The sequence below is a fragment of the Erwinia pyri genome (assembly GCF_030758455.1).
GTDB classification, from domain to species: domain Bacteria; phylum Pseudomonadota; class Gammaproteobacteria; order Enterobacterales; family Enterobacteriaceae; genus Erwinia; species Erwinia pyri.
The window spans coordinates 2,351,142-2,366,763 of the sequence record NZ_CP132353.1 but is presented as its reverse complement, the minus strand read 5'-3'; the positions used below and the strand labels follow the sequence as shown (position 1 = coordinate 2,366,763).

The window sequence follows — 15,622 nt, the reverse complement described above, 5'->3', positions numbered from 1 at the left end:
GACTACTTAACCTCACCTTTTTCGCGGTGCACACCGGCAAATGACGCATTACCAAACGGGCTGAGTACCAGCCCCTGGATATCGTGGCGGTACGCCTGCAAACGGAGCGAGTAGGCCAGCGGCAGCACCGGCAACGACTCTGCCAGCATCTTTTGCGCCTGAGCGTAGTAATCAACCCGCGAGGCAAGCTGTTGAGAGAGCAGCGCCTTGTGCAGCACCTCATCAAATCTGGCGTCGCACCAGTGAGCATAGTTGGTCTGTGAACCAATCGCGGCGCAGCTCAACAGTGGACGGAAAAAACTGTCCGGATCGTTGCTGTCGGTGGCCCAGCCGGTCAGTGTCATATCGTGATTCATCTCCATCAGCCGCGCTTCCTGGAAACGCCCCTCTACGGAAACAATGCTTACCGTGACGCCCACCTGGGCCAGGTCAGCCTGGATCAGCTCCGCCGTCTTCAGCGGGCTGGGGTTCCAGGATTGTGACGCGGAGGGAACCCAGAGCGTGAGATTCAGATCCTCCACGCCCAGCGCTTTCAGCTCCTCGCGCGATTTTTTCGGATTATATTCTGTCACCCGGGCATCATTATTATAAGCCCAGGAGGCGCGGGGAAGGATGGAGGCCGCCGTCTCCGCCGTACCGTAATAGATCGACTCCATCAGGCGTTCGTTATTAATAGCCAGCGCCAGCGCCTGACGCACTTCAACCCGATCCAGCGGGGCTTTGCGGGTGTTGAAGGCCAGGTAGGCGATATTCATTCCGGGACGCAGCGTCAGACGCAGACGCGGGTCATCCCGCAAAATCGAAATCTGGCTGGCGGCCGGATAGGCCAGCACGTCGCATTCCCCTGTCAGCAGTTTTGAGAGCCGTCCCGTGCCGCCCGCACCCATATCGATCACTACCTGCGGCATTCGCGGCAGCCCTTTCCAGTAATCGGGGTTGCGCGCCAGGCGGATATATTGCCCGGTCCGGTAGTCGCTCAGCATAAACGGGCCGGTGCCCACAGGCTGGCGATCCATCTGCTCCTGACGATCCGTTTTGGTCAGCAAACCGGCATATTCAGCCGAAAGAACCGGCGCGTAATGGGTGGCAATGTGCCAGAGAAAGGAGGCGTCCGGGTTATGCAGCCGGATCTCGACCGTGTCTTTGTCCAGCTTCTTCACGCTCTGGACAGCATCAGGAAATTGCAGGCTGTCGAAGTAGGGATAGCTGCCGCCGTTGACATTATGCCAGGCTGACTGGCGATCAAAAATCCGCTGAAAGCTGAAGACCACATCATCGGCATTCAGCGGGCGGGTAGGGGAAAACCACGCCGTCTTCTGGAAATGCACATTATGCCGGAGATGGAACCGGTAGGTCGCGCCGTTATCCAGCACTTCCCAGCTTTCAGCCAGCTCAGGGATCAGCCGGTAGGTATAGGGATCCACATCCAGCAGGCGGTCGTATAGCTGGGCCGCCAGGGTATCGACCACCAGCCCACCGCTCGCCATCTGCGGATTAAAGGTGGCAATCGCGCCGTTAACGCAATAGACGAAGCCGCTCTGGCGAATATCGCCGGGCGTGGCGGACCAGGCTGAGGCGCTGAACAGGCTGACGCCCAGTAAAAGCGAGGAGAATAGTGTGCGCATAAGTCATCTGAATATCAGGCAATAGTGAGAGTGTACCGCACTCTGGAGTCCGGCCCAAAATTTGCCGGGTTAAGTGCGCTTTTTTCATGCGAAAAGCGGCACCGCCGATCCTTAAGTCACCGCAGAGCTGCGCCGAATAGGCCCAGCGTTGTTATGGTAATGAGAAAAATTCTCAACAAACCACTTTACAGCTGCCGCTGAGAATGATTATTATTCCCCTGCGCTTCAACGGTGGCTCTACCGGAGAAGAGCACGACATTGCTCACATTGCTTCCAGTATTTTTTTAGCCCGCCTCGAGCGGGCTTTTTTTTGCCTGTTTTAACTATCGCCGGCCACACCATGCTTTTTCAGCATCGCACGCAGCTGGTGGTAAGTGACTCCCAGTAATTCTGCGGCACGGCGTTGATTAAACCTCGCCTGGGCGAGACTTTTCTCCAGCAGTGCTTTTTCCTGTTCATTCTGCCAGCGGCGTAGATCCAGCGGCAGCGTGGGCAGGGAAGATCTCTGCAGGCTGTCACTCTCAGCAACAGGCTGCTGGCGCTGGAAAGGGTTGATGATAATGCTGTCCAGCTCCTGCTCGCTTTCGGTGTGACGATAAACGGAGCGTTCCACCACGTTTTTGAGTTCACGGACGTTGCCAGGCCAGTGGTAGTCAAGCAGCACCTGCTTTGCCTGTGCTGAAAAACCAGCGAAGAGTTGCAGTCCCAGCTCGCGGCACATCTGGATAGCGAAATGCTCTGCCATCACCAGGATATCGCTCCGGCGTTCGCGCAGAGGCGGCAGCTGAACAACGTCAAAAGCCAGGCGGTCTAGCAGATCGGCGCGGAATTTCCCCTGCTGCGCCAGCAGAGGCAAATCGTCATTAGTGGCGCAAACCAGCCGCACGCTGACCTGAAGCGGCTGGCTGCCGCCCACGCGCTCCAGGTGGCCATACTCAATAACCCGCAGGAGCTTTTCCTGCACCAGCATCGGGGCGGTGGCCAGTTCATCAAGGAATAGCGTGCCGCCATCTGCCCGTTCAAACCTGCCCAGATGGCGCTTCTGCGCGCCGGTAAAAGCGCCCGCCTCATGGCCAAACAGCTCTGAATCGAGCAGATTTTCATTCAGCGCCGCGCAGTTCAGCGAAATAAACGGACCCTGCCAGCGATCGGAAAGATAGTGCAGGCGGCTGGCGATCAGCTCTTTACCTGTGCCGCGTTCGCCAGTGACCAACACCGGCTTGTTCAGCGACGCCAGCCGGGAGACCTGTTCCAGAACTTCCAGAAAATTATTCGACTCACCGAGCAGCGTATCGTTATTTTCACTCATGAAATTCACCAGATGTTAGTTAATTACGCCACCTTAGCCAATTATCCTGTTGCTGTAAATAAAAGGAATTCAGTAAAATCAGCAAGATAAAAGTTGGCACGCGTTTTGAACAGTCTTTACCGTAGCCGCAACTGTTGCGCGCATTTTAATAACGTCAGAGGACATTGATTATGGGTATCTTTTCTCGCTTTGCCGACATCGTAAACGCCAACATCAATTCGCTGCTGGAGAAAGCAGAAGATCCACAGAAGCTGGTGCGTCTGATGATCCAGGAGATGGAAGACACGCTGGTGGAAGTTCGCTCTACCTCCGCCCGCGCGCTGGCTGAAAAGAAACAGCTGGTGCGCCGTATCGACCAGGCTGAAATTCAACAGGCAGAGTGGCAGGAAAAAGCGGAACTGGCGCTGCGCAAAGAGAAAGACGATCTGGCGCGTGCTGCGCTGATTGAAAAACAGAAACTGACCGATTTGATCGCTTCACTGAAAAGGGAAGTGGAGCAGGTTGAAGAGACGCTGACGCGGATGAAGGGCGAAATTGGTGAGTTAGAGAAAAAACTCAGCGAAACCCGTGCCCGCCAGCAGGCGCTGACCTTACGTCATCAGGCTGCCTCTTCTTCACGCGATGTCCGTCGCCAGCTCGACAGCGGCAAAATTGATGAAGCGATGGCTCGTTTCGAGTCGTTTGAACGCCGTATCGACCATATGGAAGCGGAAGCTGAGAGCCAGAGCTTTGGTAAAAAGAAAACGCTGGATCAGGAATTTGCTGACCTGCAGGCTGATGATGAAATCGGTGAGCAGCTGGCAGCGTTAAAAGCCAAAATGAACCGCAGCGAGTAATGCCTGCGTCCGGCATCCTGCGGGATGCCTGTTCAACCACCCAGCCAGCTATTTCAAGGAGAATGAATGAGCGCGTTATTTCTGGCCATACCCCTGACCATCTTCGTGCTGTTTGTGGCGCCGATCTGGTTATGGCTTCATTACAGTAACCGTCAGAACGGCGGCGCTGAACTGTCGCAAAGTGAACTGCAACGCCTGCAGCAGCTGACCCAGGACGCCAGGCGGATGCGTGAACGCATTCAGGCTCTGGAAGAGATCCTGGATGCTGAGCACCCGAACTGGAGGCAGCCATGAGCGGAGTGACCATTAAAGGCAAAAAACTTTACCGCATCCCGGCGCGTGGAAAAGTGAAGGGCGTTTGTGCCGGTATCGCGGATTATCTCGATATACCGGTACGCCTGGTCAGGGTCATCGTGGTGTTGTCGATGTTCTTTGGTCTGTTTATGTTCACGCTGATTGCCTATTTCGGGCTGGCCTTCGTGCTGGATGAAATGCCCGATAATTTGCAGAACAACGGTGAAAGGCCGCCAACGGCCCATGAACTGCTGGATAAGCTAAGCCGTGAGTTGAACGGTGGCGAAACCAGCCTGCGCAACATGGAGCGGTACGTTACCTCGGAAACGTTCAGCGTTCGCAGCCGTTTCCGTCAGCTGTAATTTCTCTGAGCAGGCTCGCAGGCGGGCCGCTCATCGACTTCAGGAGTCACCCTTATGCCTCACTGGCAGAGTGCAATAAAACGTAACGCCGTGCCGACGCTGAAGAAGGCGGGAAAATTTGTCCTGATCGGTGCCATGACCTATGGCCCCGGCGGCGTGGCGGGCTGGGCGGTTAAATCGGTTGCGCATCGTCCACTGAAACTGTTTCTTGCCTGGGCGCTGGAGCCGCTCTTACGCCGTGCGCTTCGCGGTATGACCGCGCGTTGGAATAAACCTTAACAACTTATTTTTGCTCTAATTTGCTACACTTGCCCTCTTGTTAACTGCAGTAAACAGAATAATAAAAGGTGCCGACACCCCATGAAACGACTTCATAATGAATTGCTGTCGCTGGTGAATCGGGGCGCGGACCGCCATCTTCGCCTTGCTGTCACTGGCCTCAGCCGCAGCGGAAAAACCGCTTTTATTACCTCCCTGGTGAATCAACTCCTTCACGTCAATTCCGGTGCCCGGCTGCCGATGTTCTCTGCGGTTCGCGAAGAACGCCTGCTGGGCGTCAAGCGCGTGCCGCAGCGGGATATGGGCATTCAGCGCTTCACCTATGATGAAGGGCTCTCTCAGCTCTATGGCTCGCCGCCCGACTGGCCGACGCCAACCCGCGGCGTCAGCGAGATGCGTCTGGCGCTGCGCTACCGCCCCCGCGAATCGCTGCTCCGCCATTTTAAAGAGACCTCCACGCTCTATCTGGAGATCGTCGACTATCCTGGCGAATGGCTGCTCGATTTACCCATGCTGGCTCAGGACTATCTGGGCTGGTCGCGACAGATGACGGGCCTGCTGCAGGGCGACCGCGCGACCTGGTCTGAACGCTGGCGAAAGCTCTGCGAAGGGCTCGATCCGCTGGCCCCGGCAGATGAAAATCGCCTGGGCGAGATCGCCGCCGCCTGGACCGACTATCTGCAAAAATGTAAGCAGGAAGGCCTGCACTTTATTCAGCCGGGGCGGTTTGTACTGCCTGGCGATATGGCAGGCGCCCCGGCGCTGCAGTTTTTCCCCTGGCCACAGATTGCGGAAGGCAGTGAAAGCCGCCTGGCCCAGGCGGATGCCAACAGCAATATCGGCATGCTGCGGGCAAGGTTCAACTACTACTGTCAGCACGTGGTGAAGGGGTTCTACAAAAATTATTTCCTGCGTTTTGACCGCCAGATTGTGCTGGTGGACTGCCTGCAGCCGCTGAACAGTGGCCCACAGGCCTTCAACGATATGCGCCTGGCGCTGACGCAGCTGATGCAGAGTTTCTCCTACGGGCAGCGCACGCTGTTCCGCCGACTGTTTTCGCCCGTGATCGATAAGCTGCTGTTTGCCGCCACCAAGTCGGACCACGTTACAGCGGATCAGCACGCCAATCTGGTTTCGCTGTTGCAGCAGCTGGTGCAGGATGCGTGGCAAAATGCAGCCTTTGAAGGCATTACCATGGATTGCCTGGGGCTGGCCTCGGTGCAGGCGACGCAAAGCGGGCTGGTGGATCATCAGGGAGAGAAGATCCCGGCTCTGCGGGGCCATCGCCTTGCGGATAATCAGCCGCTCACCGTCTATCCTGGCGAAGTGCCGCCTCGTCTGCCCGGCAGCGCATTCTGGCAGCAGCAGGGGTTCCACTTTGAGCAGTTCCGGCCGCAGGATCTGGATGTTGACCGTCCGCTGCCGCATATTCGCCTTGACGCGGCGCTGGAGTTTTTACTGGGAGATAAACTGCGATGACTACCCCCATCAAACCAAGAATCGACTTCGCCAGACCGCTGGAGGCGGAAAACATTCCGGTTCTGAAAGCCGCGCAGGCTTTTGAACAGCAGAGCGCCGTTTTTGTGCCAGAGGCGCCGGAGCTGCAACCGGAGGAGGAGGGCGAGGGTGAGCGCGTCGTTGAGGCAGCGCTAAGGCCGAAACGCAGCCTCTGGCGCAAAATGGTTAAGCTGGGCCTCGCCGTGATGGGCATCAGCGTGGTGGCGCAGGGCGTCCAGTGGGCGCATACCGCCTGGATCCAGCAGGACTGGATAGCGATGGGCGGCTGCGTGGCTGGTGGCCTGATCGTCGTCGCCGGGGCGGGCTCGCTGATTGCCGAATGGCGCAGGCTCTACCGGCTGCGTGAGCGTGCTGAAGAGCGGGACGTCGCACGCGAGCTGCTGCAGAGTCACGGGATGGGCAGAGGACGCGAGTTCTGCGAAAAACTGGCGAAGCAGGCGGGGCTTGAGCCGGGTCATCCGGCGCTGCAACGCTGGCAGGCTTCGCTGCATGAAACCCATAATGACCGTGAAATTGTCGGACTTTATGCTCAGCTGGTGCAACCCGTGCTGGACCGTCAGGCTCGGCGTGAGATTGGTCGCAGCGCGGCAGAATCGACCCTGATGGTTGCGGTAAGCCCGCTGGCGCTGGTGGATATGGCTTTTATAGCCTGGCGCAACCTGCGGCTGATAAATCGTATAGCGGCGATCTACGGCATTGAGTTAGGTTACTTCAGCCGTATTCGTCTTTTCCGGCTGGTGATGTTAAACATCGCTTTCGCCGGGGCCAGTGAGCTGGTGCGGGAAGTGGGCATGGACTGGATGTCCCAGGATCTCGCCGCGCGCTTCTCTGCCCGTGCCGCACAGGGTATTGGAGCAGGACTGCTCACCGCTCGTCTGGGGATCAAGACCATGGAATTGTGTCGTCCCTTGCCGTGGATTGAAGGGGACAAGCCGCGGCTGGGCGATTTCCGCCGCGATTTGATCTTGAAGCTTAAAGAAACGCTGCAGAAAGGCGCGGTGCCTGCGGATAAATAGCTGGAAATTTACGCGCCGACCTGCGGGATTGCCGGGTTGGTGCGCAATCAGCACGCTTCCTGTCAACTTTTCCTTCCAGAGCACTTCTGGCGCTCACGGCGATAGCGTATTATCACTTCACGCCCGAAATGAAGGAAGGTTGCCCCGCTATGCGTCTGGAAGTTTTTTGCCAGGACCGACTTGGTCTTACCCGCGAACTGCTCGATTTACTGGTTGAACGCAGCATCGATCTGCGCGGAATTGAAATCGCCCCTATCGGGCGCATCTACCTGAACTTCAGCCCGGTCGAATTTGACCAGTTCAGCCAGCTGATGGCGGAAATCCGCCGTATTCCCAGCGTAACGGATGTCAGAACCGTGGCCTTTCTTCCTTCGGAACGCGAGCACCGCGCGCTGAGCGCCTTGCTGGTAGCGTTACCGGAACCCGTTTTCTCAATTGATATGAAAGGCAAAGTGGAGCTGGCGAATCCCGCGGCTCAGCTTCTCTTCTCGCTGAATGAAGAGAAGATGCGCAGCTTCGGCGCGGGGACATTAATCAGCGGTTTTAATTTCCAGCGCTGGCTGGAGAGCGAGCGTATTGAAGCTCAGGCTCACCATGTGGTGATCCAGGGGCGTGACTTCTTAATGGAAATTACCCCGATCTATGCGGCAGGTGAGCAGGAGCAGGCGCAAAATCCCGTTGGCGCAGTGGTGATGCTGAAATCTACCGCCAGAATGGGGCAACAGCTGCAAAACCTGGCCGTTAACGATGACAGCGATTTCCAGCACATTGTGGCGGTGAACCCGAAGATGCGTCAGGTAGTGGAGCAGGCGCGTAAGCTGGCGATGCTTGATGCGCCGCTGCTGATAGTCGGCGATACCGGCACGGGCAAAGATATGCTGGCCCGGGCCTGCCATCTCCGCAGCGCGCGCGGTAAAAAGCCGTTCCTGGCCCTTAACTGCGCCTCGCTGCCTGATGATGTGGCGGAGAGCGAGCTGTTTGGTCATGCGGCGGGCGCCTATCCGAACGCGCTGGAAGGCAAAAAAGGGTTCTTCGAGCAGGCCAGCGGCGGATCCGTGCTGCTGGATGAGATTGGTGAGATGACGCCACGGATGCAAACCAAGCTGCTGCGCTTCCTGAACGACGGCACCTTCCGCCGGGTTGGGGAGGAGCATGAGGTGCATGTGGATGTACGGGTGATCTGCGCCACGCAGAAAAACCTTACCGAAATGGTTCAGCGGGGGGAGTTCCGTGAAGATCTGTTTTACCGTCTGAACGTACTGACGCTGAATCTGCCGCCGCTTCGCGATCGGCCACAGGATATTTTACCGCTGACCGACATGTTTGTGGCGCGCTTTGCCGATGAGCAGGGGCTGGTGCGGCCGAAGCTCTCTCCGCAGCTGAATGCCTTCCTGAGCCGCTATACCTGGCCGGGCAATGTCCGTCAGCTGAAAAATACGCTCTACCGGGCGCTGACGCAGCTGGAGGGGAATGAGCTGCGCCCTCAGGACATTACGCTGCCGGAGTTTGCGCTGGATATACCGCTGGGCGAGGAGGTGATGGAAGGTTCGCTGGATGAGATCACCAGCCGGTTTGAACGATCGATTCTCAGCCGCCTTTATCTCTCCTATCCCAGCACGCGCAAACTGGCGAAACGTCTTGGCGTCTCCCACACTGCCATCGCCAATAAGCTGCGTGAATATGGTCTGAGCCAGAAGAGAGCGGACGACGAAGCAAAATAGAAAAGGGCGGAACCCGGTTCCGCCCTTGCTAAAGAGTTATTCAGGGCGAAAGCGCCCTTTACGCGGCTATTTTAAGGCAGCCAGCGCCGCCTCATAATCAGGCTCGGTGGTGATCTCCGGCACAAGCTGGCTGTAAAGAACGTTATCTTTCTCATCCAGCACCACAACCGCGCGTGCTGCCAGCCCTTTTAACGGGCCATCCGCAATCGCCACGCCGTAATCCTGCTTGAAATCGCTACCGCGCAGCGTGGAGAGCGTGACCACGTTGCTCAGTCCGTCTGAACCACAAAAGCGGGACTGGGCAAAAGGCAAATCTGAGGAGATGCAGAGCACCACGGCATTGTTCATTTCGCCGGCGAGCTGGTTGAATTTGCGCACGGAAGCGGCGCAAACGCCGGTGTCAATGCTGGGAAAAATGTTCAACACTTTACGCTTACCGGCATAGTTAGTAAGCGACACCTCTGAAAGATCTTTGGCGACCAGTGTAAAAGGCTTAGCGGCCTCGCCTGGTGCAGGAAGCTGACCGGCAACGGCAACGGGGTTGCCCTGAAAATTCACTGTCTGAGACATAGGTTTTCCTTATAAGCGCAGTAAACACTGCATTGAGTGTATGTCATGCTGGCAGACACAGACAGTAAAACCTCCATAAAGCGCTGCGCATTGCCAAAACCCGCTTCTCAAGTCTATGTTGTGGGTGTGCTTTTCTTTCTTTTCGCTACTAAGGATTTGTTGATGAGAGCTGTAAAGGTTTATCCCGAAGCCTGGCCGCTGCACACCCCTTTTGCTATTGCCCGCGGCATAAGAAAGGAGGCAGGTGTGGTCGTGGTTGAGCTGGAAGAGGAGGGCATTCGTGGCGTGGGGGAATGTACGCCCTATCCACGTTATGGTGAAACGGAAGCTTCGGTGCTGGCACAAATCGCCACGCTGTTTACTCCGCTTGAAGAGGGGATGACCCGTGAGCAGCTGCAACAGGCGCTTCCGGCCGGCGCGGCCCGAAATGCCATCGATTCCGCTCTCTGGGATCTGCAGAGCAGAAAGCAGGCAACGGATCTGTGGCATCTGACCACCACCAGCCAACCCGCAGCTATTGAGATGGCGCAGACGGTGAGTATTGATACGCCGGAAATGATGGCCAGCTCAGCGCTGGCGCTGTGGGAAAATGGCGCCAGGTTACTCAAGATCAAACTCGATAACACCCTGATCACCGAAAGGCTGGTGGCAGTGAGAACGGCGGTACCGGACGCGACGCTTATCGTAGATGCCAACGAGTCCTGGCATGGCGAAGGGCTGGCTGCGCGCTGCCAGCTGCTGGCTGACCTCGGAGTGGCGATGCTGGAGCAGCCTCTGCCCGCAGGCGATGACGCGATGCTGGCGAATTTCATTCATCCTCTGCCTATCTGTGCAGATGAAAGTTGCCACACGCGCGAGAGCCTGCCAGCGCTGAAAGGCCGCTATGAGATGGTGAATATTAAGCTGGATAAAACCGGCGGGCTGACCGAAGCGCTGGCGCTGGCGCAGGCCGCCCGGGCAGCGGGATTTGAGGTCATGCTCGGCTGCATGCTCTGTACCTCAAGAGCGATAGCGGCCGCGCTACCGTTAGTGCATTCAGCCCGCTTTATCGATCTCGACGGGCCAACCTGGCTGGCGGTGGATGCGGACCCGGCGCTGCCGTTCAGCTGTGGGAAAATAACCTTTTCAGGGCTGCCAGTTCAGTAGATCCACCATCGCGCCGAGGTACTTCTCCGTTGCCTCGTCAGCGGAGATGGGCGGCAGCTCTGCGGTGATCACCGGAACAGCCAGGTCTGCACACCAGCTGCCAAACGAGCCGGGGGTGGCATAACCCACAGAGGTCACCAGCGGCAGATCCATTTTCTTCGCCAGCCAGTGCCCCAGCGGCGTGGTTTGCGGATCTTCAATACAAGCCAGCGGCTCGTGGAAGGTCACAATCCAGCCAGGCTTCAGCGTGTGGATCAGCGAACAGAGCGCCTGAGTTTCCGGCTCTGAACAGGACTTTTCGCCGGTGGAAAGGCGGACATCCCGCTCCTCTGCCACGCTGTTCCAGCGGTAGACCGTTTCACCGGGCTGCCAGTTAGCCGAAGGAAAGTTGCGGTTCAAATCCACGCCACGGGCATTAGCCCGCAGACCCAGCTGGCAACCGTCCGGGTTCACAGCCAGCACCACATGACGACGACGATGCGATTCCAGCAGCGTGCGCATGGCGCAGGAAAGGGTGACCACCGCCGCCGTCTCGTCACCGTGTGTACCCGCCAGGATCAAGCCACTCTCCTCATCCGCAGCAGGAGCGGGAAACCATAACAGCGGTGCGCCCAACACCGAGGTGCCGTAGACTTTGCTTACTGCATCAAGTTTGCCGCGTAGGGGGCGCGGATGGATTGGTGACATGCTCGTTCACTCCTGAAGGGTTTTCCTAAAGCTAGCGTAAAAGCGGCATGAACAAAAGCTGTGCCTGCGTCACGTTATGGCAGGCTGGGCGAAAAATGCTATTTATTTATCAACTCTTTGCGTTAAAGTGCCGAATATTGCTCCGTTTTTCGTCACGCTGCTGAGGTCTCCTGATGAACAAATACCGTTTTACGCTGGGTTTACTGGCGCTGGCCGTCACCGCTTCTCTCTCTGCTGCGGTGGTTCCTCCCGGAACGGAGCTGGCGGAAAAACAGGAAATTGTCCGTCATATAAAGGATGAGCCAGCCTCGCTTGATCCCGCCAAAGCGGTGGGATTGCCTGAAATACAGGTGATCCGCGATCTGTTCGAAGGGCTGACCAGTCAGGATGCCAAAGGCAATATTATTCCCGGCGTGGCCACGCAGTGGCAGACTACCGACAATAAAACCTGGATATTCACGCTGCGCAAAGAGGCGAAGTGGTCGAATGGTCAGCCCGTTACGGCGAACGATTTCGTTTACAGCTGGCGCCGGTTAACAGACCCAGCCGTGGGGTCGACTTTTGCCTGGTTCGCCGAGCTGGCGGGAATTCAGAACGCAGGCGCGATTACCAAAGGGGAGATGAAGCCCGATCGGCTTGGCGTGACGGCGCTGGATGACCACCGGCTGAAGGTGACGCTGGATAAGCCGGTTCCCTGGTTTGTCAGCCTTACCGCCAATTTCAGCCTTTATCCGGTGCCGGAAAAAGTGCTTGAGGCGTCAGGTAAGGAGTGGACGCAGCCGGGCAACCTGGTCGGCAACGGCGCCTACAAGCTTCAGGAGCGTGTGGTGAATGAGAAACTGGTGTTAGTGCGCAACGAAAACTACTGGGATAATGCCCACAGCGTGCTGACTAAAGTGACCTTTATGCCGATCAACGAAGAGTCGAGCGCCACTAAACGCTATCGCGCCAATGATATCGATATCACTGAATCCTTCCCGAAAAACATGTACAGCATGCTGAAAAAAGATCTGCCCGGTCAGGTCTACACACCCGATCAGCTGGGCACCTATTATTACGCTTTCAACACCACCAAAGGCCCCACGGCTGACGTGCGGGTTCGTCAGGCGCTCTCCTGGAGCATTGACCGCAAAATTATCGCTGAGAAAGTTCTGGGCACCGGCGAAAAGCCCGCCTGGCACTTCACGGCAGACGTGACCGCAGGCTTTACGCCTAAGCCTGGCTTCCTGCAGCAGCACTCACAGGAGGAACTTGATCTCCAGGCCAAAGGATTGCTGGCTGCGGCAGGTTACGGCCCGACGCATCCGCTCAATTTAACGCTGCTCTATAACAGCTCTGAGAATAACCAGAAGATTGCCATCGCAGTCGCCTCGATGTGGAAAAAGAACCTGGGCGTGACCGTTAAGCTGCAAAATCAGGAGTGGAAAACCTATATCGACAGCCGCAACAGCGGCAATTTCGACGTGATCCGCGCTTCCTGGGTAGGGGACTATAACGAGCCTTCAACCTTCCTGAGCCTGCTTACCTCCACCCACAGCGGTAACATCGCCAGATTCAAAAGCGCGGAATATGATGCGATTTTGGAGAAAGCGAGCCGGGAAACGAATGCTGAAGCGCGTAATGAAGATTACAACCGTGCTGAGCAGATCATTGCGGCAAAGGTACCGATTGCGCCGATCTATCAGTACACCAATGGCCGTCTGATCAAGCCGTGGGTAAAAGGTTATCCGATAACCAATGCTGAAGATGTGGCCTACAGCCGCACGCTTTATATCCTCAAGCACTAAGGTTCTACTGCTTTCAGCAACAGTGTAAGAGCCATGCTTAAACCTGCTCCTCACCAGACCTGCCGGGGATCAACCGGCAGGTTTCATCCTGTGATCCTGAGTACTGCATCTCGCTGCCAGCCGCTTCATCATGCGATCCTGATTGCGGCATCACCTGGCCGGTCTTTTCATCATCCGATCCTGAGTGCGGCATTACGTAGCCGATCACTTCATGATCCAATCCTGAGTGCGATATCACGCTGCCGGTCACTTCTACCGGCGGGTAATTGAACAATAAGCCAGCAAAGTGCCTGAGTGCTTGCCGCATCGATTCGTTATTTTTCGCCGATAATGGTTTTGTTAATAGTCCTTATTTCAGAACAGGTGCCCTATGCTGAAGCTCGTTTGCCTGATTGCCACTACGCTGCTGCTCTCCGGCTGCGCGTTAAAACAGTATCCTGCTTCTCCTGCCGTCAGTCAGGTCCAGGCTTCCACGCTGGACTGTTCCGCCGTGGAAACGGAAATCGCCGATCAGAATCGGGTGCAGGCGCAAATTGATAAAACCGGCGAGTTTGATGGCCTGACCGTTTTAGGCGTTATCGGTGATTTTGGCATTGGTAACGGTGTGGCGAAGGGACTTGCGCAGAAGCATGCGGATAAGCGGATGAGCCAGCTAAAAGCGCTTAAGCAGAGCAAATGTACCGGGCTTGTGCAGAGCAGCTAAAGGCTTTGAAGCAGAGCAAATGTACCGGGCTTGTGCAGAGCAGCTCAAGACTTTGAAGCAGAGCAAATGTACCGGGCTTGTGCAGAGCAGCTCAAGACTTTGAAGCAGAGCAAATGTACCCGACTTATGCAGAGCAGCAACAGGTGCCGCAGGTAAAGGACGTAGAGCGGGGCGGCCACGATTACGATCGCCCGACATTCACTCCGGAGGCGAGAAAAGAAGTTTCGGCCGCCGGGTATAACGCTGTTCGGTTACACATTGAGAGCATTTAATCCCGAACCCTCAACATCCTGATTTTGCATCAGACCCGCAGCAGGCTAGACTGTATCACATTGATTATGCTAATTGCGGAGCAGGTGTGGACGTTATTGCAGGTAAAGCTTTACACATTTCAGACGCCATTATCTCCTGCCAGCTGGATGGAAAGGGTGGCTTAATCCCTATTGATGACAAAGATGTCATTAATTGCGATCGGCCCTGCTGGCTGCATCTTAACTACACCCATCGTGAAAGTGCAGACTGGCTCACCAGCACGCCGCTGATACCCGATTCAGTGCGCGATGCGCTGGGCGGCGACAGCATGCGTCCCCGCGTCAGCCGCCTGGGCGATGGCACCATGATTACGCTGCGTAGCGTGAATCTCAACAGCGAGTCGCGCCCCGATCAGCTGGTGGTGATCCGGGTATTCATTAACGACAAACTGATTGTCTCGACGCGCCAGCGTAAAGTGTTCGCAATTGATGAAGTGCTGACGGACCTGCAAAACGGTAACGGGCCAGTTAACGGCGGCAGCTGGCTGGTAGAGGTCTGTGACGCTCTCAACGACCATACCAGTGAATTTATTGAAGAGCTGCACGACAAAATTATCGATCTGGAAGACGCCGTAGTGGATCAGCAGGTGCCGCCTCGCGGCGAACTCGCGCTGATCCGTAAACAGCTCATTATCATGCGTCGTTACATGGCGCCTCAGCGAGATGTGTTTTCAAGGATAGCCAGCGAACGGCTGCCATGGATGAGCGATGACGATCGTCGCCGCATGCAGGAGGTGGCAGACCGGTTGGGCAGGGGGCTTGATGATCTGGATTCCAGCGTGGCGAGAACCGCAGTGCTGGCTGATGAAATCAGCACGGTAATGGCCGAGGCGATGAACCGCCGGACTTACACCATGTCGCTTCTGGCGATGGTTTTTCTGCCCACCACATTTTTAACCGGGTTGTTCGGCGTGAACCTGGGCGGCATCCCCGGCGGAAACTGGCACTATGGCTTTGGCACTTTCTGCTTCCTGCTGGTGGCACTGGTGCTGGGTGTTGCATGGTGGTTAAGACGACGTAAATGGTTGTGAACAAAGCAAGAAATATTGAAAAACCCTTCCAGAAACTGACCAAAATCAATATTTTCAGCACCATAATGCGGGAAACTCTTTCCCGCAGGTGAATGCAACGTCAAGCGATGGGCGTTGCGCTCCACATTGTCTTACTTCCTTTTTTTGAATTACTGCATAGCACATTTGATTCGTAACAGCCGGGTTTTCCCGGCTTTTTTTTGCCCATTTGCCATCAATGGATCGGGTGCCTATGCTTTAAGTTCATGCTTTATCTGAGGAGGAAAAGATGTTAACTGCCAATATCATGGATATCACGCGGGCCTCTGACCCAATCCCCACCGATCCGCTTCCCATTCCAGACCCGATGCCGACGCCGCAGCCGATGCCCGATCCGCCGCCCGGCGATCCGGATCCGATTCTCGACCCGCCGCCTCATATGTAGTCG

Annotated in this window: 17 protein-coding genes; 12 read left to right on the top strand and 5 right to left on the bottom strand. The window is 56.4% G+C overall.

Features of this window, described 5'->3' with window-relative positions; translation table 11 throughout:
- Nucleotides 1-2: 2 nt before the first annotated feature.
- Nucleotides 3-1,625 (bottom strand): ABC transporter substrate-binding protein SapA, encoded by a 1,623-nt coding sequence (sapA, locus tag Q3V30_RS10915; RefSeq protein WP_306205533.1) that lies wholly within the window; start codon nt 1,623-1,625, stop codon nt 3-5.
- A gap of 319 nt (nt 1,626-1,944) precedes the next feature.
- A complete protein-coding gene (pspF, locus tag Q3V30_RS10910) occupies nt 1,945-2,934 on the bottom strand; it encodes a phage shock protein operon transcriptional activator (RefSeq protein ID WP_306205531.1) in 990 nt (329 codons plus the stop codon).
- Nucleotides 2,935-3,104: 170 nt separating this feature from the next.
- On the opposite strand from pspF, the gene pspA reads away from it, so the two are divergent.
- The 7 genes from pspA to tyrR all read left to right on the top strand — a co-directional run bounded on the left by pspA (nt 3,105) and on the right by tyrR (nt 8,960).
- Complete coding sequence (gene pspA / locus Q3V30_RS10905; protein ID WP_306205529.1) at nt 3,105-3,770, top strand: phage shock protein PspA; 666 nt, start codon at nt 3,105-3,107, stop codon at nt 3,768-3,770.
- A 66-nt stretch (nt 3,771-3,836) separates the two neighbouring features.
- The gene (gene pspB / locus Q3V30_RS10900) at nt 3,837-4,064 is read left to right on the top strand and encodes an envelope stress response membrane protein PspB (protein WP_306205527.1); all 228 of its coding nucleotides are present in this window, start codon (nt 3,837-3,839) and stop codon (nt 4,062-4,064) included.
- The gene (pspC, locus tag Q3V30_RS10895) at nt 4,061-4,426 is read left to right on the top strand and encodes an envelope stress response membrane protein PspC (protein WP_306205525.1); all 366 of its coding nucleotides are present in this window, start codon (nt 4,061-4,063) and stop codon (nt 4,424-4,426) included. The genes pspB and pspC overlap by 4 nt, the downstream gene beginning before the upstream one ends.
- 54 nt (nt 4,427-4,480) lie before the next feature.
- The gene (gene pspD, locus Q3V30_RS10890) at nt 4,481-4,705 is read left to right on the top strand and encodes a phage shock protein PspD (protein ID WP_306205523.1); all 225 of its coding nucleotides are present in this window, start codon (nt 4,481-4,483) and stop codon (nt 4,703-4,705) included.
- Between the two features lie 81 nt (nt 4,706-4,786).
- Nucleotides 4,787-6,184: a YcjX family GTP-binding protein gene (locus tag Q3V30_RS10885; protein WP_306205521.1), complete on the top strand. Its 1,398-nt coding sequence runs from the start codon at nt 4,787-4,789 to the stop codon at nt 6,182-6,184.
- Nucleotides 6,181-7,239: a YcjF family protein gene (locus Q3V30_RS10880; RefSeq protein WP_306205519.1), complete on the top strand. Its 1,059-nt coding sequence runs from the start codon at nt 6,181-6,183 to the stop codon at nt 7,237-7,239. Before Q3V30_RS10885 ends, Q3V30_RS10880 begins: the two co-directional genes overlap by 4 nt.
- Nucleotides 7,240-7,388: 149 nt before the next feature.
- Nucleotides 7,389-8,960, top strand: a complete 1,572-nt coding sequence (tyrR, locus tag Q3V30_RS10875; protein ID WP_306205518.1) for a transcriptional regulator TyrR — start codon at nt 7,389-7,391, stop codon at nt 8,958-8,960.
- Between the two features lie 66 nt (nt 8,961-9,026).
- Here tyrR and tpx read toward each other — a convergent pair whose 3' ends face one another.
- On the bottom strand, nt 9,027-9,530 hold the full coding sequence (tpx, locus tag Q3V30_RS10870) for a thiol peroxidase (protein WP_306205517.1): 504 nt from the start codon (nt 9,528-9,530) through the stop codon (nt 9,027-9,029).
- Between the two features lie 162 nt (nt 9,531-9,692).
- On the opposite strand from tpx, the gene ycjG reads away from it, so the two are divergent.
- Nucleotides 9,693-10,676, top strand: a complete 984-nt coding sequence (gene ycjG / locus Q3V30_RS10865) for an L-Ala-D/L-Glu epimerase (RefSeq protein WP_306205515.1) — start codon at nt 9,693-9,695, stop codon at nt 10,674-10,676.
- Here the strand turns inward: ycjG and mpaA are convergent.
- Complete coding sequence (mpaA, locus tag Q3V30_RS10860; RefSeq protein WP_306205512.1) at nt 10,656-11,363, bottom strand: murein tripeptide amidase MpaA; 708 nt, start codon at nt 11,361-11,363, stop codon at nt 10,656-10,658. The two genes, ycjG and mpaA, sit on opposite strands and share 21 nt — an antisense overlap.
- A 173-nt stretch (nt 11,364-11,536) precedes the next feature.
- On the opposite strand from mpaA, the gene Q3V30_RS10855 reads away from it, so the two are divergent.
- Complete coding sequence (locus Q3V30_RS10855) at nt 11,537-13,150, top strand: peptide ABC transporter substrate-binding protein (protein WP_306205510.1); 1,614 nt, start codon at nt 11,537-11,539, stop codon at nt 13,148-13,150.
- 37 nt (nt 13,151-13,187) lie between these two features.
- On the opposite strand, the gene Q3V30_RS10850 is transcribed toward Q3V30_RS10855, so the two are convergent.
- The gene (locus Q3V30_RS10850; RefSeq protein ID WP_306205508.1) at nt 13,188-13,457 is read right to left on the bottom strand and encodes a hypothetical protein; all 270 of its coding nucleotides are present in this window, start codon (nt 13,455-13,457) and stop codon (nt 13,188-13,190) included.
- Between the two features lie 63 nt (nt 13,458-13,520).
- Here Q3V30_RS10850 and Q3V30_RS10845 point away from each other — a divergent pair, with 63 nt between their 5' ends.
- The 3 genes from Q3V30_RS10845 (at nt 13,521) to ynaL (ending at nt 15,619) form a co-directional block, all read left to right on the top strand.
- A complete protein-coding gene (locus Q3V30_RS10845; RefSeq protein ID WP_306205506.1) occupies nt 13,521-13,853 on the top strand; it encodes a hypothetical protein in 333 nt (110 codons plus the stop codon).
- 358 nt (nt 13,854-14,211) lie between these two features.
- Nucleotides 14,212-15,195, top strand: coding sequence for a zinc transporter ZntB (zntB, locus tag Q3V30_RS10840; protein ID WP_306205504.1), 984 nt, complete (start codon nt 14,212-14,214; stop codon nt 15,193-15,195).
- Nucleotides 15,196-15,463: 268 nt separating this feature from the next.
- Nucleotides 15,464-15,619 carry a proline-rich small protein YnaL gene (gene ynaL, locus Q3V30_RS10835; RefSeq protein ID WP_306205502.1) on the top strand — a complete coding sequence of 52 codons (156 nt, stop codon included), beginning with the start codon at nt 15,464-15,466 and terminating at the stop codon, nt 15,617-15,619.
- Nucleotides 15,620-15,622 lie beyond the last annotated feature (3 nt).